Origin of the sequence: Klebsiella pasteurii, assembly GCF_018139045.1 — a bacterium.
Classification (GTDB): domain Bacteria; phylum Pseudomonadota; class Gammaproteobacteria; order Enterobacterales; family Enterobacteriaceae; genus Klebsiella; species Klebsiella grimontii.
The window spans coordinates 4,566,573-4,588,442 of record NZ_CP073236.1 but is presented as its reverse complement, the minus strand read 5'-3'; the positions used below and the strand labels follow the sequence as shown (position 1 = coordinate 4,588,442).

The window sequence follows — 21,870 nt, the reverse complement described above, 5'->3', positions numbered from 1 at the left end:
ACACTGGAAATTATATTCCTTTCATTTTCTCAGAGCGCAATCTATGGCCAATAATCCGACCCAACTTACCATCTTGCAGGATGAAATCAGGCGTCGCTACGACACGTTAAGCAAACGCCTGAAACAGGTAGCCCGCTATATTCTCGATAACAGCAATAGCGTGGCTTTCGACACCGTGGCCTCTATCGCGCAACAAGCTGACGTCCCCCCTTCCACGCTGATCCGCTTCGCTAACGCCTTTGGTTTTAGCGGCTTCAACGAAATGAAGCAGATGTTCAAGCAGCACCTGATGGAAGAGACGGCTAACTATACCGAGCGCGCGCGTCTGTTCCGCCAGACCACCACGGATGACGCAACCCCGCCGGAAACGCCGACCGAAATCCTGAATATGTTCACCATGGTCAATACCCAGGCGCTGCAGCAGCTGGCGATGCAGACCTCTGGCGACGATCTGCAGCGCGCGGTCGCGCTGCTGGCGGAAGCGGAGAATATCTACGTTATCGGCCTGCGCCGCTCCTTTAGCGTCGCCTCCTATCTGACCTACGCCCTGCGCCATCTGGACCGTAAAGCGTTCCTGATTGACGGTCTGGGCGGCATGTTTACCGAGCAGCTCAGCCTGGTCGGGCCGAAAGATGTCGTGGTGGCGGTGAGCTTCTCTCCGTATGCGCGGGAAGTGGTTGAACTGGTGGAGCTCGGCGCGCAGCGTAAAGCACGGCAGATAGCGATTACCGACAGCCAGGTCAGCCCGCTCGCGGCCTTCAGCGACGTCTGCTTCGTGGTGCGCGAGGCGCAGGTTGATGGTTTCCGTTCACAGGTGGCCTCGCTGTGCCTGGCCCAGACTCTGGCGGTCTCGCTGGCGCTGAACAGCAGCAAGGATGCAGAGACGAAGCAGCTGGCTTAAATTTTTCATGCCTCCCGGATGGCGACGTAAACGTCTTATCCGGTCTACTAGTCCGCAGACGACGGTAAACCCGTAGCCCGGCTAAGCGCAGCGCGAGCCGGGGATGTGGCAGGATTGCGACGACGATCTTATTCGGGTTACAGGATCAAAAAGGCCGGCTAGCAACGCTAACCGGCCTTTTTATCCTCAACCGACGTTAATCGTGGCGAGGATAATCAGGGCTATTGATCCACGCGTGATCCTCTTCCCAGGTAAACATCCATTTGCGATCCGGGCCGGCCATCACGTTCAGATAGTAACTATCATATCCGGCAATCGCCGCCACCGGATGGTAGCCGCGCGGCACCATGACCACATCGTGGTTGTAGGGAGCCATGCAGGCATCGAGGCTGCGGTCATCGGTGTAGACGCGCTGGAAGGCAAAACCCTGCGGCGGATCGAAACGGTGATAGTAGGTCTCTTCCAGCTGGGTTTCCTGGCCCGGCAGCGCCGTATCGTGCTTATGCGACGGCCATGAGCTGGTCGCCCCTTCCTCGGTGTAAACCTCCACCACCAGCAGGCAGTCCGCCTGCACGTTGTCCGGAAGAATATTGTGCACCAGGCGCTGGTTGCGCCCCTTACCGCGATGCTCTACGCCAACGTCCTGCGGGGAGATGACCCGTGCAGGGAAGGTTCCTTTACCCGGCGCGCTGCATATGGCCAGCTCGAGGTCTGAATCCGCCGTCACTTCGACTTTATCCTGCGGCGGCACGTAGACTGACCAGGGCGGCGTACGCTCAAATGGCGACATACGCTGGCCAAGGTTGGGGAAATCCGCCCGAGTGGTTTTTACCGAAGCCAGCCCGGCGACCAGCACCAGGCACAGTTCGCGATCGCCGCTTTCCAGGGTGACGGTTTGCCCTTTCTTTAACATCCAGACGTCAAAACCAATGTACTTCCACCCCGCGCTCTGCGGGGTGATGTGCTGAATCTGCCCTTCTTTTTTTGCTTTAGCCAGTAAAGACATGGCGCTCTCCTTCGCCGATTAGCCTAACGTCGGCATACTGAATTCAGATACGGTTTGCTGACCCTGCGGCCAGCGGACGGTGGCGGTTTTCATACGCGTATAGAAGCGCACACCATCCGGGCCATGCACGTTCAGGGCGCCGAATACGGAGCGTTTCCAGCCGCCAAAGCTATGGAAGGCCATGGGAACGGGTACCGGTACGTTGACCCCAACCATTCCGGCCTGGACATCATGTACAAATTCACGCGCGGTGTGGCCGTTGCTGGTAAAGACGGCGCTACCGTTGCCGAACTCATGGCTGTTCACCAGCTCCAGCGCGCTGTGGTAATCCGCCACGCGGACAATACCCAGCACCGGGCCAAAAATCTCTTCGCGCCAGATAGTCATCTCCGGCGTAACGTTGTCGAACAGCGTTCCGCCGACGTAGTACCCCTCTTCAAACCCGGGAACCTGCGGCTTACGGCCGTCAACCACCAGCGTCGCCCCCTCGCAGATCCCTTTATCAATATATCCCAGCACTTTTTTCTGATGGGTATCGGAAACGACCGGCCCCATTTCGTTCTCTTCTTTTCCGCGCATACAGCCCGGCCCAACCTTCAGGGATTCCACCAGTGGCTTCAGGCGCGCAATCAGTTTATCCGCCGTTTCATCGCCGACGGCGACCACTACCGGCAGCGCCATGCAGCGCTCGCCCGCCGAGCCGAACGCGCCGCCCATAATGGCGTTCACGGTGGCATCCAGATCGGCATCCGGCATCACAATCGCGTGGTTTTTCGCCGCGCCAAACGCCTGTACTCGCTTGCCATAAGCGCTGGCGGTTTTATAAATATGCTCCGCCACGCCGGACGAACCCACAAAGCTTACCGCCGCGATACGCGGGTCCCGGTAGAGCTGCTCAGCGTCTTCATTGCTGCAGTGCACCACGTTAAAGACGCCATCCGGCAGCCCCGCTTCTTTCAGCAATTCCGCCAGACGCACCGCGGCGGTCGGCGCCAGCGCTGGTGGCTTCAGGACAAAGCTGTTGCCGCAGGCCAGCGCTAGCGGGAACATCCACATCGGTACCATCGCCGGGAAGTTGAACGGTGTAATGCCCGCCACCACGCCCAGCGGCTGCATCAGAGAATAGCTGTCAACGCCGGTACCGACATCCGATGAGAACTCCCCTTTGATCAGATGCGGAATGCCGCAGGCAAACTCGACGACTTCCATGCCGCGCGTCAGCTCACCCATCGCGTCGGAAAACACTTTACCGTGCTCGCTGACGATAATCCCCGCCAGCTCTTCAGCGTGCTGTTCCAGTAACATTTTAAAATTGAACATCACGCGCGCGCGGCGCAGCGGCGTGGTGCGCGACCAGCTCTCAAAAGCATCACGCGCCACCTGAATGGCGTCAGAGACTTCCTGCGCGGTCGATAACGTGACTTCGCGGACCACTTTGCCCGTCGCGGGGTCGAATACCGGCATTGTGTTGTTGCTGCCGCTGGTAACGGTTTTCCCGCCAATAAAGTTTCCTGTGATAGTCATGCTCTCGCCTCATCTGTATGGGGTATCGGGGGCCAACGCAGTACGGCCCATTGCTGGATCTGCTGTGCTATAACCGTAGTAAAATGAAATTAATATTTCAATATTGATAGCTAATGAAATTCAATTTTGGTGACGATGGTCGCAATTTATTGTAAGGAAACGCCGCCTTGCGCGCTAAAGCCCGACAAAAAGAGATTAGACGTAGCGCCTTCTGGAACCGGCAGCAATGAAAGCACAACAGAAAAATATTTTGCGAGTCGGCTCAAAAAATCGCCATTTCATACATTGCTAATTTTGGAATAAATGTTTTGACTATGAGGCATTCGAACGAATTCGATCCCTACGTTTCTGGAGAGTCAAAATGGCTATTGCATCGCAACGTTTCTGCATCAACCGCAAGATCGCCCCGTCATTCAGCATTGAGGCCTTTTTCCGGCTGGTGAACAGCCTCGGGCTGAACAAAGTCGAGCTACGTAACGACCTCCCCAGCGGAAAAGTAACCGACGACCTGAGCCACCAGCAGGTTCGCGAGCTGGCTGACCGCTACCATATTGAGATCCTCACGATCAACGCGGTCTACCCTTTCAACTGCCGCACCGCAGAGGTTCGTAGCCTGACGGAGTCATTGTTAAAAGAAGCCAAAGCCGTTGGCGCCAAATCGCTGGTGCTGTGCCCGCTGAACGATGGTACCGAGGTTCCGGCGAGCGAAACCCTTAACGCCCTGCGTGACCTGGCGCCGTTATTCGCCTTCTACGGCATTCAGGGACTGGTGGAACCGCTCGGTTTCCCGCAGAGCTCGCTGCGCTCCTCGGCGCAGGCGCAAACGCTGATCCACGACGCGCGGGTGCCGTTTAAGCTGCTGATCGATACCTTCCATCATCATCTTTATCCGCAGGCGGAGCAGGAGTTTAACCAGGTGGATATCGGCGAAATCGGTCTGGTCCATCTTTCCGGCGTAGAGGATACCCGCCCACGCGAAGCCCTTACCGACAATGAGCGCATCATGCTGAGCGCAAAAGACCAGCTGCACAGCTGCGAGCAGGCCAAAAACCTGGAGGCGCGCGGCTATCAGGGCGTGTATGCGTTCGAGCCCTTCGCGCCGGAGCTGGCAAACTGGAGCGAAGACGATATCCGCCGCGAAATTGAGCAGAGCATCGCGTTAATTCAGCGCCACTGCGCCTGAAGCGAATAAGCGAAGGCGCACGTGATTTCCCTGCTTTTGTCATCAAGTTGCCTATACTCGCAGCAGGATAAATGGAGAAATCGATCATGAGCGCACCTCTGCTAATTGCCCGCACGCTGGATAAACAGCTGCATTTACTGCCCGCTATGGCCAACCGCCACGGCTTAATTACCGGCGCCACGGGGACCGGTAAAACCGTCACCCTGCAAAAGCTGGCGGAGTCGTTCTCGGAGATCGGCGTTCCGGTATTTATGGCCGATGTGAAAGGCGACCTCACCGGTATCGCCGAGTCGGGCCAAAGTTCGGAAAAGCTGCAGGCGCGGCTGGAGAAAATTGGCGCAACGGATTGGCAGCCGCACGCCAATCCGGTGGTGCTATGGGATATTTTCGGCGAAAAAGGCCACCCGGTGCGCGCCACGGTTTCCGATCTCGGGCCCCTGCTGCTGGCTCGCCTGCTCAACCTCAATGAGGTTCAGTCAGGGGTGCTGAATATCATTTTCCGTATCGCCGACGATCGCGGGCTGCTGCTGCTCGACTTTAAAGACCTGCGCGCCATTACCCAATACATTGGCGACAACGCCAAAGCGTTTCAGAACCAGTACGGCAATATCAGCAGCGCCTCCGTAGGGGCGATTCAGCGCGGGTTACTCACCCTTGAGCAGCAGGGCGCGGAGCACTTTTTTGGCGAACCTATGCTCGATATTCAGGACTGGATGCGCGTCGACGCTGAGGGTAAAGGGGTGATTAATATCCTGAGCGCCGAGAAGCTCTACCAGATGCCGAAGCTGTACGCCGCCAGCCTGCTATGGATGCTCTCCGAGCTTTACGAACGGCTGCCGGAAGCCGGCGACCTGGAGAAGCCAAAGCTGGTCTTTTTCTTTGATGAAGCGCATCTGCTGTTTAACGATGCGCCGCAGGTGCTGCTGGATAAAATCGAGCAGGTCATTCGTCTGATTCGTTCTAAAGCCGTCGGGGTCTATTTTGTTTCACAAAACCCGTCGGACATTCCCGATGCGGTTCTCGGCCAACTGGGTAATCGCGTGCAGCACGCCCTGCGCGCCTTCACGCCGAAAGACCAAAAAGCGGTAAAAACTGCCGCGCAGACCATGCGCGCGAATCCGGCGTTCAGTACCGAACAGGCGATTCAGGAGCTGGGCACCGGCGAAGCGCTGATCTCCTTTCTTGATGAGAAAGGCAGCCCTTCGATAGTGGAACGCGCGATGGTTATCGCCCCCTGCTCGCGTATGGGGCCGGTCACCGATGACGAACGCAACGGGCTACTTAACCACTCGCCGCTGTACGGAAAATATGAAGAAGAGATCGACCGTGAATCGGCCTTTGAAATGCTGCAACAGGGCGTTCAGAGCACAACGGAGCAGCAGCAGTCACCGCCCGCAAAAGGCCAGCAAAACGGCGATGACGACGGCCTGCTGGGCGGATTAAAAGACATTCTGTTCGGCACCACCGGTCCGCGCGGCGGCAAACGCGACGGTATCGTACAAACGGCAGCCAGGAGCGCGGTGCGTCAGGTCACCAATCAGATAGTCAGGGGAATGCTGGGAAGCTTGCTTGGCGGGCGGAAACGCTAAAAAAACGCCCCCTTTCTGAATTCAGGAAGGGGGCGCGTGACGTCAGGATTTACGCATCATCAGCCAGAGGCTCAGCAAGAAGAAGCTGGCGCTCGGCAACAGCGCGCCGATAATCGGCGGGATGCCGTACACCAGGGTGAGCGGGCCGAAAATCTGGTCCAGCACGTAGAAGATGAAGCCGAAGCTGATCCCGGTCACCACTCTGACGCCCATCGGCACGCTACGTAGCGGGCCAAAGATAAACGACAGCGCCATCAGCATCATCACCGCCACCGACAGCGGCTGGAAGATTTTGCTCCACATATTGAGCTGATAGCGGCCCGGATCCTGACCGCTGGACTTCAGATAGGTAACATAGTTGTGCAGGCCGCTGATAGACAGCGCGTCGGGGTCCAGCGCCACCACGCCGAGCTTGTCCGGCGTCAGGTTGGTCTTCCAGGTCCCGCTGACCGTCTGCGTTCCGGTGACCTGTTTCGGGTCAGTCAGGTTGGATTCATCCACCTGCGACAGCCGCCAGAGCTTATTCTCGGTGTCAAACTTTGCCGAAGCGGCATAGCGAACGGACTGCAGGCGGCGCTGGTCGTTAAAGGCGTAGATGCTCACTCCGCCCAGCTCATCGCTGCCTTTTACCCGCTCGATATACACAAAGTTATGGCCGTCTTTCGCCCACAGCCCCTGCTGCGTTGAAAGCAGCGATCCGCCGTACATCTGCTGAGCACGATAGTTACGCGCCATCTGCTCGCCCTGCGGGGCAACCCACTCGCCCATCGCCATGGTCAGCAGCACCAGCGGAATCGCGGTTTTCATCACCGACAGCGCCACCTGCAGACGGGTAAAGCCGGAAGCCTGCATCACCACCAGTTCGCTGCGCTGCGCCAGCATCCCCAGCCCCAGCAGCGCGCCGAGCAGCGCCGCCATCGGGAAGAAGATTTGGATATCTTTCGGCACGCTGAGAATCGTGTAGATTCCTGCTCCCAGCGCATCATAGTTGCCCTGCCCGGCCTTTTTCAGCTGGTCGACAAACTTGATAATGCCCGAGAGGGAAACCAGCATGAACAGGGTCATCATGATGGTATTGAAAATCGTCTTACCGATATAACGGTCAAGTACCCCAAACGCCTGCATCACGCCGCTCCTTTGTTAAAACGGGCACGGAAGCGGCGCATCGGCACCGTATCCCACAGGTTCAACAGCACGGCCAACGCGAAATAGAGCAGGTTTACCGCCCACATCCAGATCATCGGATCCATTTTGCCTTTACCGCCGCTCGATTTAATCGACGTTTGCAGCAGGAAGAACACCAGATAGAGCAGCATCGCCGGCAGCATCGACAGCACGCGGCCCTGGCGCGGGTTTACCACGCTAAGCGGCACCACCATCAGCGCCATGATGAATACCGTCGCGACCAGCGTGAAGCGCCAGTGCAGCTCCGCCCGGGCGCGATCGGTATCGGTACGCCACAGGGTACGCATATCCATCTGCTCGGTATCGTTCGGATCGGATGCCACCGCCTGATGGCCGACTATCGCCTGATAGTTTTTGAAGTCAGTAATGCGGAAGTCGCGCAGCATCGCGGTGCCTTCAAAGCGGGTGCCCTGATTCATGGTCACCACCTGCGAGCCGTCTTTACGCAGCGAGAGCTCGCCGGTATCCGCGACAACCACCGACGGGCGTGCGTTGCCTCGCGGCCGCAGCTGAGCAAGGAAAACATCGCTGAAGCGGTTGCCGTTGACGTTCTCAATAAACAGCACCGCGCTGCCATCGCTGGCCTGCTGGAACTGGCCCTGAGCCAGCGCCGCCATGCCGGGGTTCGCTTTCGCTTCCGCCAGCACTTCATCCTGGTGACGAGAAGACCAGGGCCCGGCCCACATCACGTTGACCGCCGCGACGATGCCCGTAAAGAGCGCCAGGATCATGGCGGCTTTCACCAGCACGGCCTTGCTCAGGCCGCAGGCGTGCATCACCGTGATTTCGCTTTCGGTATACAGTTTACCCAGCGTCATCAGCAGCCCGAGGAATAAACTCAGGGGCAGAATAAGCTGCGCCATTTCAGGTACGCCCAGCCCTAGCAGCGAGAGCACCAGATTTGTCGGGATATCGCCATCAACAGCGGCGCCGAGGATCCTAACCAGTTTCTGACAAAAGAAAATGAGCAGCAGGATGAATAGGATCGCCAACTGGCTTTTCAGCGTCTCACGAACCAGATATCTTATGATTATCACTATAAATACGCCCGTAAAAACCCGTTTTATTGCAGGAAAATTGCTTGTTTCATGGCTTAAACGTCATTTATTCTCTTTGGTCGTCGAAAACATCGCTAAGATTAAATGACTCGCTGGTTCTGCGTATCAGGATCTTTTCTGACGAACCAAGGCCGTAATAACGTTAAGATTAACACGAAGTCACCACAACAGCGGACATGAGTTACGAAAGCTTTCAATTTCTATACTCTATGGATTTCGAGTTGCAGGCAGGCGGCAAGACTGTGAAGCCCCGGAGCTTACATCAGGTAAGTGACAGGGGTGAGCAGGCGCAGCCAACGCATCTGCAACTTGAAAGACGACGAGTATATCTGTAGCCACCACTGTTGTCTTTAAGATTCAGGAGCATAGTGCATGGAGTTCAGTGTAAAAAGCGGTAGCCCGGAGAAGCAGCGGAGCGCCTGTATCGTGGTCGGCGTCTTTGAACCACGGCGCCTCTCCCCCATCGCCGAACAGCTTGATAAAATTAGCGACGGTTATATCAGCGCCCTGCTGCGTCGCGGCGAGCTGGAAGGCAAACCTGGCCAGACTTTATTGCTGCACCATGTGCCGAATATTCTGTCGGAGCGCATTCTGCTTATTGGCTGTGGTAAAGAGCGCGAGCTGGATGAACGTCAGTACAAGCAGGTCATTCAGAAAACTATCAATACGCTGAATGATACCGGTTCAATGGAGGCCGTCTGCTTCCTGACCGAGCTGCACGTCAAAGGCCGCAATAACTACTGGAAAGTGCGTCAGGCGGTCGAGACCGCTAAAGAAACGCTGTACAGCTTTGACCAGTTGAAAACCAACAAAAGCGAGCCGCGCCGCCCGCTGCGTAAAATGGTTTTCAACGTCCCGACCCGTCGCGAGCTGACCAGCGGCGAACGCGCCATTCAGCACGGTCTGGCGATTGCTGCCGGCATCAAAGCGGCGAAAGATCTCGGCAATATGCCGCCAAACATCTGTAATGCCGCCTATCTGGCCTCTCAGGCGCGCCAGCTGGCCGATACCTACAGCAAGAACGTCATTACCCGCGTTATCGGCGAACAGCAGATGAAAGAGCTGGGAATGAACTCTTATCTGGCGGTCGGCAACGGTTCGCAGAACGAATCGCTGATGTCGGTTATCGAATACAAAGGCAACCCGGCGGAGGATGCGCGTCCTATCGTGCTGGTCGGTAAAGGCCTGACCTTTGACTCCGGCGGCATCTCCATCAAGCCTGCCGAAGGCATGGACGAGATGAAATACGATATGTGCGGCGCGGCGGCAGTGTACGGCGTGATGCGCATGGTGGCAGAACTTCAGCTGCCACTGAACGTTGTCGGCGTGCTTGCTGGATGTGAAAACATGCCGGGTGGTCGCGCCTACCGCCCAGGCGACGTGTTGACCACGATGTCCGGGCAAACGGTTGAAGTGCTGAACACCGATGCCGAAGGGCGCCTGGTGCTGTGCGATGTGCTGACCTACGTCGAGCGCTTCGAGCCGGAGACGGTAATCGACGTGGCGACGCTGACCGGCGCCTGCGTGATAGCGCTGGGCCATCACATCACCGGCCTGATGTCGAACCACAATCCGCTGGCCCACGAGCTGATCGGCGCCTCCGAACTGGCAGGCGATCGCGCATGGCGTCTGCCGCTTGCCGACGAGTTCCAGGAACAGCTGGAATCTAACTTCGCCGATATGGCGAACATCGGCGGCCGTCCCGGCGGAGCGATTACCGCGGGCTGCTTCCTGGCGCGCTTTACCCGTAAGTACAACTGGGCGCACCTGGATATCGCCGGTACCGCGTGGCGTTCCGGTAAAGCCAAAGGCGCGACCGGTCGTCCGGTGGCGATGCTGTCGCAGTTCCTGCTCAACCGCGCTGGGTTTACCGGCGAAGAGTGATGCAACGTGCCGGGTGGACCCGGCCTACTAACGACAGTACACCGTAGGCCGGGTCCGCCCGGCTTAAGCATTTAAAGTCATCACAAGAAGCCCCATATATGAAAAACGCAACGTTCTACCTTCTGGACAACGACACGCAACAAGACGGTCTGAGCGCCGTTGAACAACTGGTGTGTGACATTGCCGCAGAACGTTGGCGCAGCGGCAAGCGAGTGCTCATCGCCTGCGAAGATGAGCAACAGGCCATTCGTCTGGACGAGGCGCTGTGGGCACGGCCAGCGGAAAGTTTTGTTCCGCATAATCTGGCGGGAGAAGGTCCGCGCGGCGGCGCGCCGGTGGAGATCGCCTGGCCGCAAAAACGCAACAGCAGCCCGCGGGATATTCTGATTAGCCTGCGGCTAAATTTTGCAGATTTTGCCACCGCTTTCACAGAAGTGATAGACTTCGTCCCTTATGAAGATTCTTTGAAACAACTGGCGCGCGAACGCTATAAAGCGTACCGCATGGCTGGTTTCAACCTGAACACGGCAACCTGGAAATAATGGAAAAGACATACAACCCCCAAGATATCGAACAGCCGCTTTACGAGCACTGGGAAAAGCAGGGCTATTTCAAGCCTAACGGCGATGAAAGCAAAGAGCCCTTCTGCATCATGATCCCGCCGCCGAACGTCACCGGCAGTTTGCATATGGGTCATGCCTTCCAGCAAACCATCATGGATACCATGATTCGCTACCAGCGCATGCAGGGTAAAAACACTCTGTGGCAGGCCGGTACCGACCACGCGGGTATCGCTACCCAGATGGTGGTTGAGCGTAAGATTGCCGCCGAAGAAGGTAAAACCCGCCACGACTATGGTCGCGACGCCTTTATCGATAAAATCTGGCAGTGGAAAGCGGAGTCCGGCGGCACCATTACCCGCCAGATGCGCCGCCTGGGCAACTCCGTGGACTGGGAGCGCGAGCGCTTCACCATGGACGAAGGCCTGTCCAACGCCGTCAAAGAAGTCTTTGTCCGCCTGTACAAAGAAGATCTGATCTACCGCGGCAAGCGCCTGGTCAACTGGGACCCGAAACTGCGCACCGCCATCTCCGATCTGGAAGTGGAAAACCGCGAGTCTAAAGGCTCAATGTGGCATATCCGCTATCCGCTGGCCGACGGCGCGAAAACCGCTGACGGTAAAGATTACCTGGTCGTCGCCACCACCCGTCCGGAGACCGTGCTGGGCGATACCGGCGTGGCCGTTAACCCGGAAGATCCGCGCTATAAAGACCTTATCGGCAAATTCGTGATCCTGCCGCTGGTTGACCGCCGCATTCCGATTGTAGGCGACGAACACGCCGATATGGAAAAAGGCACCGGCTGCGTGAAGATCACCCCGGCGCACGATTTTAACGACTATGAAGTGGGCAAGCGTCATGCCCTGCCGATGATCAATATCCTGACCTTTGACGGCGACATCCGCGAAACCGCGGAAGTTTATGACACCAAAGGCAACGAGTCTGACGTTTACTCAAACGCTATCCCGGCGGAGTTCCAGAAGCTGGAGCGCTTTGCCGCGCGTAAAGCGGTAGTTGCCGCTATCGACGCGCTGGGCCTGCTGGAAGAGATTAAACCGCACGACCTGACCGTTCCGTACGGCGACCGCGGCGGCGTGGTGATCGAACCGATGCTGACCGACCAGTGGTACGTCCGCGCCGACGTGCTGGCTAAACCCGCTGTTGAAGCGGTTGAGAACGGCGACATCCAGTTCGTGCCGAAGCAGTACGAAAACATGTACTTCTCCTGGATGCGCGACATTCAGGACTGGTGTATCTCCCGCCAGCTGTGGTGGGGTCACCGCATCCCGGCATGGTACGACAACGACGGCAACGTCTACGTTGGCCGCACCGAAGACGAAGTGCGTCAGGAAAATAACCTGGGCGCCGGCGTAGCGCTGCGCCAGGACGAAGACGTTCTCGATACCTGGTTCTCCTCCGCGCTGTGGACCTTCTCCACCCTCGGCTGGCCGGAAAACACCGATGCCCTGCGCCAGTTCCATCCGACCAGCGTGATGGTTTCCGGCTTCGACATCATCTTCTTCTGGATTGCGCGCATGATCATGATGACCATGCACTTCATCAAAGATGAAAACGGCAAGCCGCAGGTGCCGTTTAAAACCGTCTATATGACCGGCCTGATCCGCGATGACGAAGGCCAGAAGATGTCCAAATCGAAGGGCAACGTTATCGACCCGCTGGATATGGTCGACGGCATTTCCCTGCCGGAGCTGCTGGAAAAACGCACCGGTAACATGATGCAGCCGCAGCTGGCGGAAAAAATCGCCAAACGCACCGAGAAACAGTTCCCGAACGGCATTGAGCCGCACGGTACCGACGCCCTGCGCTTTACCCTGGCGGCGTTGGCCTCGACCGGCCGCGATATCAACTGGGATATGAAGCGTCTGGAAGGTTATCGTAACTTCTGCAACAAGCTGTGGAACGCCAGCCGCTTTGTGCTGATGAACACCGAAGATCAGGATTGCGGCTTTAACGGCGGTGAAATGACCCTGTCGCTGGCGGACCGCTGGATCCTGGCGGAATTCAACCAGACCGTCAAAGCCTACCGCGAGGCGCTGGACGGCTTCCGCTTCGATATCGCCGCGGGCATTCTGTATGAGTTCACCTGGAACCAGTTCTGCGACTGGTATCTGGAGCTGACCAAGCCGGTGATGACCGGCGGTTCCGAGTCTGAGCTGCGCGGCACCCGCCACACGCTGGTGACCGTTCTGGAAGGTCTGCTGCGCCTGGCGCACCCGATTATCCCGTTCATCACCGAGACCATCTGGCAGCGCGTGAAGGTGATTTGCGGTATTACTGCCGATACCATCATGCTGCAGCCGTTCCCGCAGTACGATGCGTCTCAGGTTGACGAAGCGGCGCTGGCCGATACCGAATGGCTGAAGCAGGCGATCGTCGCCGTGCGTAACATCCGTGCGGAAATGAACATCGCCCCAGGTAAGCCGCTGGAGCTGCTGCTGCGCGGTTGCAGCGAAGCCGCGATGCGTCGCGTGAACGACAACCGTAGCTTCCTGCTGAACCTGGCTCGTCTGGAAAGCATCACCGTGCTGCCCGCCGATGATAAAGGTCCGGTTTCCGTGACCAAAATTATCGACGGCGCCGAGCTGCTGATCCCGATGGCCGGCCTCATCAATAAAGAAGATGAACTGGCGCGCCTCGCGAAAGAGGTGACAAAAATCGAAGGTGAGATTGGCCGCATCGAGAGCAAACTCTCCAACGAAGGCTTTGTGGCACGCGCGCCGGAAGCGGTGATCGCCAAAGAGCGTGAGAAGCTGGAAGGTTACGCGGAAGCGAAAGCGAAGCTGATTGAGCAGCAGGCGGTTATCGCCGCGCTGTAATTCACTCGCCCCTTATCCCATCCGGGTAAGGGGCGTTTTCTGTGAAAGATCCTCGCTTGCACTCTCCCCTCCCGCAGTGTTATTAACAACATCATCCGTCATCATTTTGTAACGAGTCTTCACATGAATACGAGCGCAACCCTACCGCTAACCCTGCGCCGCATCACGGCTAATGATAATCAGGCGATAGCCAACGTTATCCGCCAGGTTTCCGCCGAATATGGCCTGACCGCCGATAAAGGCTATACGGTCGCCGATCCGAATCTGGATCAGCTCTATGAGCTTTATAGCCAACCGGGTTCCGCCTATTGGGTCGTTGAGCAGAATGGTGAAGTGGTCGGCGGCGGCGGCGTGGCGCCGCTCTCCTGCAGCGAGCCCGATATCTGCGAACTACAAAAAATGTATTTTATGACCTCCGCGCGCGGTCGGGGACTGGCGAAAAAACTGGCGCTGATGGCCATGGATTACGCCCGTGAACAGGGTTTCAAACGCTGCTATCTCGAAACCACCGCCTTCCTTAAAGAAGCGGTCGGTTTATATGAGCATCTCGGCTTCGAGCATATCGATGGGCCGCTGGGCTGCACTGGCCACGTTGACTGCGAGGTCACGATGCTGAAAGTGCTGTAGCGCCCGCAAAACGACGACGTTAATTAATCGAAAAAATGCATGGTTTTCATGCAAAAAGAGCGTTATTCACCGCACGTTTTCGCTAATACACTCTTCGAGCATTGGATCTTTTCGCCTGCTACTGCGGCAGGCTTTGCTCAGGATAGAACATCATGAAAAAACTCCCCCTCCTGCTCACCGGCGGCCTGATGCTTGCCGGCATGGCTTCCTGCGTTAACGCCGGCGAACTTGCTGGCAATACCGAAGGCGCTCAGGTCATTCGCGTGGAAAAAAACCGGGGCCGTATCGATGCGCTCAACGATATCGTTTATAGCCAGGTAAAAAGCACCGTCGCCGTTCGTCAGCTGCATATGTCTTTACTGGTACCGCGTAACGGCGATCTGAAACCGGCAATCATCTATTTCCCCGGCGGCGGTTTCACCAGCGCGGCCTGGAATAAGTTTATCGAGATGCGTATGGCGCTGGCGACGGCGGGATTCGTCGTCGCGGCGGCGGAATACCGTACGGTTCCCGACACCTTCCCGGCCCCGGTTATCGATGGTAAAGCTGCCGTTCGCTATCTCCGCGAACATGCCGCGGAATACGGTATAGACCCGTCGCGTATTGGCGTGCTGGGGGATTCCGCAGGCGGCTATATGGCGCAGATGCTGGCGCTCACCAACGGCGACAAAACGTTCGATCGTGGCGATAACCTGGCGCAATCCTCGGACGTGCAGGCCGCCGCCACGCTGTACGGTATTTCAAACCTGTTGAATATCGGCGAAGGTTTTCCGCAGGCGATTCAAAAGGTACACCAGTCGCCGGCGGTCACTGAAGCGCTGCTGGTACACGGTAGCGCTTTTCGCGACTGGCCGGGAGCGACCATTGACAGCGATCCGCAAAAAGCCCTGGCGGCCAGCCCGATGGGCCATATCAGCGGTAAAAAGCCGCCGTTTTTAATTATGCACGGCAGCGCCGATACCCTGGTTTCACCGGTACAAAGTCAACAGCTCTATCGCGCGCTGAAGAAGGAGGGCAACCCGGCTGATTACGTGTTGCTGGCGGGTGCGGAGCACGGCGATGACAGCTGGTATCAGAAGCCGGTTATTGAACGGGTAGTGAACTGGTTTAAAGCGACCCTCGGCGCGCCAAAAGCCGCCGCGACAGCAGAGAAAGACAAAAACGCCAATCTGTAATAGATCGTCAGGCCGCTGCGACGAAGCGGCGGCCTGGCACTCAGACCGGCACGCCGCTGTGAAAACGAAACTCCGCTTCAGGCGCGTTAATTAACGCCGCTTCCGCCTCGCCAAGCTGGCGCACGCGTTCGCTGATATTTTCCGCGGAAATCCTCTGCGCTAAGTCCAGATAGTCCTGATAGTGGCGCGCTTCGGAACGCAGCAGCGACAGATAAAACTTCTGCAGATCGTCATCCAGCCATGGCGCCAGCGCGGCAAAACGCTCGCAGGAACGGGCTTCAATGTAGGCGCCGCAAATCAGTTTATCGATCAGCATCACCGGTTCGTGAGAACGCACTTCCCGGCGCAGCCCGCGGGCATAGTTGCTGGCGGTGATTTTGACGTACGGGATTTCGCGGGAAAGCATGATTTCCCTCACCTGCCAGAAGTGATGCAGCTCCTCTTTGATCAGCAAAATCATGCTGTCGAGCAGCTGACGTCCCCAGGGATCGTCGGTCTGCGGCATGGCGCTTTTGTTTATCTGCTTATGTAGCGCGACGAAATCCGGCTCCGGGCCCCAGCGGTAGGTGAAGTCCTCGTAGGGCTTCAGGCAGGCCAGCAGCTCATCGGCGCCTTCTTTATCCGCAACGTATCGACGCACCAGCAGCATGGCGTTTTGCGCCGCTTTCAGCTCGCACACCATATGGTCGGTCAATAGCAGTGGAAGATTTTCCGGTTTACGGGCTTCATCAATCCACGCCTGAGGAGTTGGGCAATGCAGAAAGCTTAAAATCGGGGCGAGTATTTGCGGGTAATCCATTGAAATTCCTTGCTATACGGCGGCATAACGCACCGCCGTATACCTCTGCTACCTAGTGGCGAACGCCGTCGTCGTCTTCATCAACGAGATCTTCGTCGTCGTCACCTTCTTCGTCTTCCCCGTTAGGATCTTCGTAGTAGGTGCCCCAGCCGTCGTATTCAACGTCGTATTTTTCCGCCAGCGTCATCAGCTGCTCAACCTGGGCATCGATCAGCTCGGCATTCAGCGCGGATTCGCTGAGGATATCGCAGCAAATCACGGTATCGCCCTCTTCCACTTCCAGCTCTTCTGGCTCAGTCACTTCATAGCCCAGCTTGAAAGCTTCTACCGCCACTTTCTCCAGCGTTTCGAAATCATCGGCGGAGAGATGGTGCTCAATGGTGTACAGCGCGTCCGGATCGCTGCCGTCTTCGAGCAACTCTTCAATAATCAGACGCGTTTCTTCACGCTGTTCTTCCAGTAATTCCGGGTTGGCCATGGCTCGTTCCTCATAATGTGTCGCAGATGCTTCTATTGTCACATACCGCCGTGATTGCCTCCACCTTCTAAGAGAAAGATTTATGACACGGGGTTGCAAATGAATATTCATACATATAAAGTGAATTTTAATTCAACAAATGGTCTAAGCCATGTGAGGGAACCATGTCCGCGTTATATCAGAAGCATTTTTTAAAGTTGCTTGATTTTACTCCTGCAGAAATTACCGCCCTGCTTGAACTGGCGGCCAGGCTCAAAGCTGATAAGAAAAACAATATCGAAATTCAGCATCTCACCGGCAAAAACATCGCGCTCATCTTCGAAAAAGACTCTACTCGTACCCGATGCTCTTTCGAAGTTGCCGCATTTGACCAGGGCGCTCGCGTCACCTATCTCGGACCAAGCGGCAGCCAGATTGGCCACAAAGAGTCGATTAAAGACACCGCCCGCGTGCTGGGACGCATGTACGACGGTATTCAATATCGCGGTCATGGCCAGGAAGTGGTGGAAACCCTTGCCGAATATGCCGGCGTTCCGGTATGGAACGGCCTGACCAATGAATTCCACCCTACCCAGCTGCTAGCGGACCTTCTGACCATGCAGGAGCACCTGCCGGGCAAAGCCTTTAACCAGATGACCCTGGTCTACGCCGGCGACGCGCGGAATAATATGGGCAACTCCATGCTCGAAGCCGCCGCGCTAACCGGCCTGGATCTGCGCCTGGTCGCGCCAACGGCCTGCTGGCCGGAAGAGAAGCTGGTCGAGCAGTGCCGGGCGCTGGCGCAGAAAAACGGCGGCAATATTACGCTGACCGAAGATATCGCCGCGGGCGTGAAGGGAGCGGACTTTATCTATACCGACGTCTGGGTATCAATGGGCGAAGCTAAAGAGAAGTGGGCGGAGCGTATCGCGCTGCTGCGCGGGTATCAGGTGAATAGCGAGATGATGGCGCTGACCGGCAATCCGCAGGTGAAATTCCTCCACTGCCTGCCCGCGTTCCACGACGACCAGACCACGCTCGGCAAACAGATGGCGGCGGAGTACGGCCTGCACGGCGGTATGGAAGTCACCGACGAGGTATTTGAATCCGCGGCGAGCGTCGTTTTCGACCAGGCGGAAAACCGCATGCATACTATCAAAGCGGTGATGGTGGCGACGCTTTCCCACTGAAATCAAAAACTAAACGTGTAACGCTCGGCGACAATATACTGTTCTCCATAGTGAATAGGCTGATGCTGGCTATCCAGAATCAGCGTTTTCATCAGGAATAACGGTTCGCCGGGCGGTTGCTGCAGCAGCGGTGCGTTGTCAGAATGCGCGCGCACCATCTCTACCGTCGTTTCACCCGCATAGGTAGGCACGATCGCGTATTTATCACTCAATAGCTGATAAAGCGACCCGCTGAGATCTTCCTGCTGTAAAAATCCTAATCGTTTCAGAGAGTAGTAATTATTCTCTAACATTAACGGCGCATCGCCAGCGATCCTGAGGCGTTGGATATAAAGCACGGAATCATCCCTCTCAAGCTCAAGAAGCTGACGCGCATTACGATAGTCCGGCAGAATCTCACGACGAGTCACTACGCTGTGGGTTGGTAGATGGTTAGCATCGCATGCGGCAGTAAAGCTAAGCAGGTGCACAACTTTACGCTCAATTTTAGGCAGACAGACAAAAGTCCCCTTCCCCTGCTTTTTCACCAAATAGCCTTCGGCTACCAGCTCTTTCACTGCGTTGCGCACCGTAATGCGGCTGATATTGTAAAGTTCGCTGAGCTCAATCTCGGTGGGGATTTTCTCTCCTTCAGCGAGTTTCCCGGACGAGATATCGCTGAGGATTTTATCTTTAAGCTGCCTGTATAACGGTACGGAAGTATTCTGTTGCAGTCCAAAATTCGACATAAAAGAGGTACCAGCACGGCCATTAATGCGAAGCAGGATTATAATCGAAGCGCGCCCATCAAACTACGACGGCGCGCATATCCCTTAGACCCAGGCCGAAATCGCAGCAAACACGGCGCTGACTATCCACAGCACCGGAAACAGCGGCGCAATCGCCTTTAACCACTGACCAAATCCAATACGCGCAATAGACAGCCCGGCCAGCAATACACCACCGGTAGGAGAGACCAGGTTCGTCAGGCCATTGCCAAATTGGTAAGCCATTACCATCGCCTCTTTATTGATACCCACTAAATCGCCTAATGGCGCCAGCACGGGCATCGTGAGCGCAGCCTCGCCCGAAGAGGAAGGGACAAAAAAGGTGATGACGTTATGCCCTAATAGCATCAAAGTGGTGAATGCGTACTGCGGCAACCCTTCCAGCATTTCCGACAAGCCAAAGAGCAGCGTGTCGATAATTCGTCCGTTCTCTGCCACCACCAAAATACCGCGCGCGAGTCCTATCACTACGGCGGCGTAAACAAACTCTTTACACCCTTCGACAAAGCTGTCGGCCATCCCGCTAATACCCATGCGCCCGACGATCCCAGAAAACAGCCCCAGAGCCAGGAACACAGAGCCGATCTCAACCATGTACCAGCCACGCGTGATTAACCCCCATGAAATGATGGCCAGCGCCAGCACAAAAGCGATGATAATCACTCGATCGGCGATGGAAAAATGGACCGACGTATCCTGTATCGACAAAAACTGCTCACGGTTGCGGCAATCATTCTCATATACCGGCGACTTTTGTGGAGTGCGTTTAACACGATGTGCGTACCACATGGTGTAAGTAATCGCCAGTAATGTGAAGACCAGCCATGCGATGGCACGCAGCCAAAGCTGCGGATTTCCCTGAATACCCGCTACGCCCTGGGCAATGAGTACAGAGAACGGATTGGTCATTGCGCCAACATAGCCAATCTGGGTTCCCAGAAAAAGAATCAGGATCGCGGTCATTGAGTCATAACCCAGCGCGAACATGAGGGATATAAAGATCGCATAAAGAGGGATCACCTCCTCGCTCATACCAAAAGTTGCGCCCCCCAGGCTAAACAAAGTCATTGCGATAGGGATAACCAGAATCCCTTTACCAGCCAGACGTTCAGCCAGCGCCACCAGCCCCCGCTCAATAGCGCCAGTACGTAAAATAACGCCAAAAGCACCACCAACAATGAGTACAAACGCCACTACGTCGGCGGCCTTGATAATTCCCTCCATCGGCGCGGCCAGTACGGCGGCAATACCCTGACGTAAATCGCCCTCGCTGCTGACTTTTTCCAGCAGATGATAAGACCCTGGGATCACTAATGTTTTCGTTTCACCGCCGGGTAAAGTCACTGAGTGATAATCAAAACTGCCGCTGGGAATACACCATGTCAGCAGCGCTACTAATATAATAATGAAGAAAATCAGAGCGTAGCAGTGTGGCATCGCCCACTTTATTTTTGCAATACGCATAATCCGCCTCGGTAAGATGTTTATATAATGTTCGCCGTCATTCGGCATTTTTAGAGTCACAGAAGGTCATGGGTAATACGGCCATCCACCAGGGTCAGTACAACGGTGGAGGTCCGTAACTCATCATTCGGGCAGCTCAACAAATTACGGTCAAAAACCGCGATATCCGCACGTTTTCCCGGCTCAAGGCTACCGGTCATATCTTCCATGCCGTGATGTCGAGCACTATTCAGCGTCCAGGCCGTTAAGAGCTGCTGTCGTGTCATTCCGCGTTCGCGGTACCAGCCATTCACGGGTGAACCATCAGGGAACTGACGACAGCAGGCGGCATACATCGCGTCAGGAACAGAAGGAATAAACAGGGGCAGATCGGTACCAATAGTGACCGTCACACCAGCCCCGAATAGTGCGGCATAATCGTAGAATTGCGCTTCGCGCTCTTCTCCATAGCGTTCGCGCATATAGGCTTCGGCTTCGCAGGGGTTAAGGAGCAGAATTTGTGCATAAACTTCGGCAAAGAGGCCGAGCTCAGCCATTCTGGGAATATCGTTTGGATGCGGGCATTCCAGATCGCTCAGAGAATGTCTAACCACACTCTGCGGGTGACGCTGACGGCATTCGGCAAAAATATCTATACAGCGGCGAATTGCGGCATCGCCCTCCGCATTCATACAGCAGTTGAATCCACGAGCATCAGCCAGCAAAACCTGCTGGCGCAGGGCATCATAATCAACGGGCCTTTCATTGTTCGTGCCGGGACGATCGGCATAGGGGTAAATCATATCGCCGGTATGATCGGCAATAACGCCATCGACCATAAATTTAAAACCATGAAACCGCAGCCATGGCGAATGAAAGCGGCGTCGGGCCTGTTCACCGAAAGCAAGATCGACAGGCGCAGATACGGGCTGAGAAACAATGCTCACCCTCAGCGACAGCGCATCCTCTTTTTCCAGTTCATCCCAGGCATTCATCAACCGCGGCGCATCGTTGAAACAAACGTCTTTTATCGCCGTGATTCCCTGCCCGGCAAGTCGGGTCATAAATGCCCGCATTTCTTTTTTTAACTGTGCGGTATCAGCCAGCATCTCATTCAATAATGCGATTCTCGCCTCCGCGCTGCACTCTTCAGCGGTAAAGCCATAAAGCTCCACGGCGGCACGGTTCATCCAGCAATAGCTTTTGTCATCGTTAATAGCAACAACCGGCCTCTGCGGGAAAGCGTCATCCAATAAGCTGGCATCAGGCACCGCTCCCCAACGGGCAACAGACCAGCCCCAGCCATAGAGGCTTTTCCCCTCAGGGAGAAGATTCACTGCAGCCTGTAGTAGTTCAAGGGCATGATTACTGTCGCGGGCGCCATGGAGATCGACGCCACGCCGCATGCTCATATAGCCGGTAAAAAACGTGTGATTATCGCAAAATCCCGGACAAATCAGGCGATCGCCAAGTTCGATAAAGCGAGTACTTTCACCTCTCCAGGGTTGAATATCTTCCCCATTTGCTATCATCGCCGCGATAGCGCCATTTTTAATGACGACATATCCGCTAAATAGCTCATTTCTGGCAGCAGTAAAAATAGCATCAGAACGTAAAATCAAATCAGCAGCTTCACTATGCATAATTCTTTCCTCACGGAAAAAGCGCACGAATCCCCGTTTCCG

General features: G+C 56.0%; 19 protein-coding genes. 10 read left to right on the top strand and 9 right to left on the bottom strand.

Annotated elements, in window-relative coordinates:
• The first annotated feature begins 43 nt into the window (after positions 1–43).
• Positions 44–901, top strand: coding sequence for a MurR/RpiR family transcriptional regulator (locus KCG39_RS21570; RefSeq protein WP_004098142.1), 858 nt, complete (start codon positions 44–46; stop codon positions 899–901).
• A 196-nt stretch (positions 902–1,097) separates the two neighbouring features.
• On the opposite strand, the gene iolB is transcribed toward KCG39_RS21570, so the two are convergent.
• Positions 1,098–1,907, bottom strand: coding sequence for a 5-deoxy-glucuronate isomerase (gene iolB, locus KCG39_RS21565; protein WP_123828531.1), 810 nt, complete (start codon positions 1,905–1,907; stop codon positions 1,098–1,100).
• A gap of 18 nt (positions 1,908–1,925) precedes the next feature.
• Entirely contained in the window at positions 1,926–3,431 is a 1,506-nt protein-coding gene (locus KCG39_RS21560; protein WP_142468501.1) for a CoA-acylating methylmalonate-semialdehyde dehydrogenase, read from the bottom strand.
• A 361-nt stretch (positions 3,432–3,792) separates the two neighbouring features.
• Here KCG39_RS21560 and KCG39_RS21555 point away from each other — a divergent pair, with 361 nt between their 5' ends.
• The gene (locus KCG39_RS21555) at positions 3,793–4,614 is read left to right on the top strand and encodes a TIM barrel protein (protein WP_123828532.1); all 822 of its coding nucleotides are present in this window, start codon (positions 3,793–3,795) and stop codon (positions 4,612–4,614) included.
• Positions 4,615–4,700: 86 nt separating this feature from the next.
• On the top strand, positions 4,701–6,203 hold the full coding sequence (locus KCG39_RS21550) for a helicase HerA-like C-terminal domain-containing protein (RefSeq protein ID WP_123828533.1): 1,503 nt from the start codon (positions 4,701–4,703) through the stop codon (positions 6,201–6,203).
• A 42-nt stretch (positions 6,204–6,245) separates the two neighbouring features.
• Here KCG39_RS21550 and lptG read toward each other — a convergent pair whose 3' ends face one another.
• Positions 6,246–7,328, bottom strand: coding sequence for an LPS export ABC transporter permease LptG (lptG, locus tag KCG39_RS21545; RefSeq protein ID WP_004128285.1), 1,083 nt, complete (start codon positions 7,326–7,328; stop codon positions 6,246–6,248).
• Positions 7,328–8,425: an LPS export ABC transporter permease LptF gene (lptF, locus tag KCG39_RS21540; protein ID WP_004128284.1), complete on the bottom strand. Its 1,098-nt coding sequence runs from the start codon at positions 8,423–8,425 to the stop codon at positions 7,328–7,330. Before lptF ends, lptG begins: the two co-directional genes overlap by 1 nt.
• Before the next feature lie 393 nt (positions 8,426–8,818).
• Between lptF and pepA the strand changes: the two genes are divergently transcribed.
• The 5 genes from pepA to KCG39_RS21515 all read left to right on the top strand — a co-directional run bounded on the left by pepA (position 8,819) and on the right by KCG39_RS21515 (position 15,529).
• Positions 8,819–10,330, top strand: a complete 1,512-nt coding sequence (gene pepA / locus KCG39_RS21535) for a leucyl aminopeptidase (RefSeq protein WP_004128283.1) — start codon at positions 8,819–8,821, stop codon at positions 10,328–10,330.
• Between the two features lie 98 nt (positions 10,331–10,428).
• Entirely contained in the window at positions 10,429–10,872 is a 444-nt protein-coding gene (holC, locus tag KCG39_RS21530; protein WP_004098129.1) for a DNA polymerase III subunit chi, read from the top strand.
• The gene (locus KCG39_RS21525; protein ID WP_112166581.1) at positions 10,872–13,727 is read left to right on the top strand and encodes a valine--tRNA ligase; all 2,856 of its coding nucleotides are present in this window, start codon (positions 10,872–10,874) and stop codon (positions 13,725–13,727) included. The genes holC and KCG39_RS21525 overlap by 1 nt, the downstream gene beginning before the upstream one ends.
• A 123-nt stretch (positions 13,728–13,850) precedes the next feature.
• Positions 13,851–14,354, top strand: a complete 504-nt coding sequence (locus KCG39_RS21520; protein ID WP_004128281.1) for a GNAT family N-acetyltransferase — start codon at positions 13,851–13,853, stop codon at positions 14,352–14,354.
• A gap of 152 nt (positions 14,355–14,506) precedes the next feature.
• Positions 14,507–15,529, top strand: coding sequence for an alpha/beta hydrolase (locus KCG39_RS21515; RefSeq protein WP_112166579.1), 1,023 nt, complete (start codon positions 14,507–14,509; stop codon positions 15,527–15,529).
• A gap of 40 nt (positions 15,530–15,569) precedes the next feature.
• Here KCG39_RS21515 and miaE read toward each other — a convergent pair whose 3' ends face one another.
• Both miaE and rraB read right to left on the bottom strand, forming a co-directional pair.
• Positions 15,570–16,328 carry a tRNA isopentenyl-2-thiomethyl-A-37 hydroxylase MiaE gene (gene miaE / locus KCG39_RS21510; RefSeq protein ID WP_004128278.1) on the bottom strand — a complete coding sequence of 253 codons (759 nt, stop codon included), beginning with the start codon at positions 16,326–16,328 and terminating at the stop codon, positions 15,570–15,572.
• A 52-nt stretch (positions 16,329–16,380) separates the two neighbouring features.
• Positions 16,381–16,806: a ribonuclease E inhibitor RraB gene (gene rraB / locus KCG39_RS21505; protein ID WP_004098122.1), complete on the bottom strand. Its 426-nt coding sequence runs from the start codon at positions 16,804–16,806 to the stop codon at positions 16,381–16,383.
• Positions 16,807–16,905: 99 nt separating this feature from the next.
• Between rraB and argL the strand changes: the two genes are divergently transcribed.
• Both argL and argF read left to right on the top strand, forming a co-directional pair.
• Positions 16,906–17,001, top strand: coding sequence for a putative translational regulatory protein ArgL (argL, locus tag KCG39_RS28115; RefSeq protein WP_371320544.1), 96 nt, complete (start codon positions 16,906–16,908; stop codon positions 16,999–17,001).
• The gene (gene argF / locus KCG39_RS21500) at positions 16,971–17,975 is read left to right on the top strand and encodes an ornithine carbamoyltransferase (RefSeq protein WP_004128276.1); all 1,005 of its coding nucleotides are present in this window, start codon (positions 16,971–16,973) and stop codon (positions 17,973–17,975) included. The genes argL and argF overlap by 31 nt, the downstream gene beginning before the upstream one ends.
• 2 nt (positions 17,976–17,977) lie before the next feature.
• On the opposite strand, the gene KCG39_RS21495 is transcribed toward argF, so the two are convergent.
• From KCG39_RS21495 to KCG39_RS21485, 3 genes are all read right to left on the bottom strand, one after another.
• Positions 17,978–18,703 (bottom strand): GntR family transcriptional regulator, encoded by a 726-nt coding sequence (locus KCG39_RS21495; protein ID WP_004128274.1) that lies wholly within the window; start codon positions 18,701–18,703, stop codon positions 17,978–17,980.
• An 84-nt stretch (positions 18,704–18,787) separates the two neighbouring features.
• The gene (locus KCG39_RS21490) at positions 18,788–20,206 is read right to left on the bottom strand and encodes a YfcC family protein (protein WP_004128272.1); all 1,419 of its coding nucleotides are present in this window, start codon (positions 20,204–20,206) and stop codon (positions 18,788–18,790) included.
• A gap of 56 nt (positions 20,207–20,262) precedes the next feature.
• Positions 20,263–21,828 (bottom strand): amidohydrolase, encoded by a 1,566-nt coding sequence (locus KCG39_RS21485; protein WP_004128269.1) that lies wholly within the window; start codon positions 21,826–21,828, stop codon positions 20,263–20,265.
• Positions 21,829–21,870 lie beyond the last annotated feature (42 nt).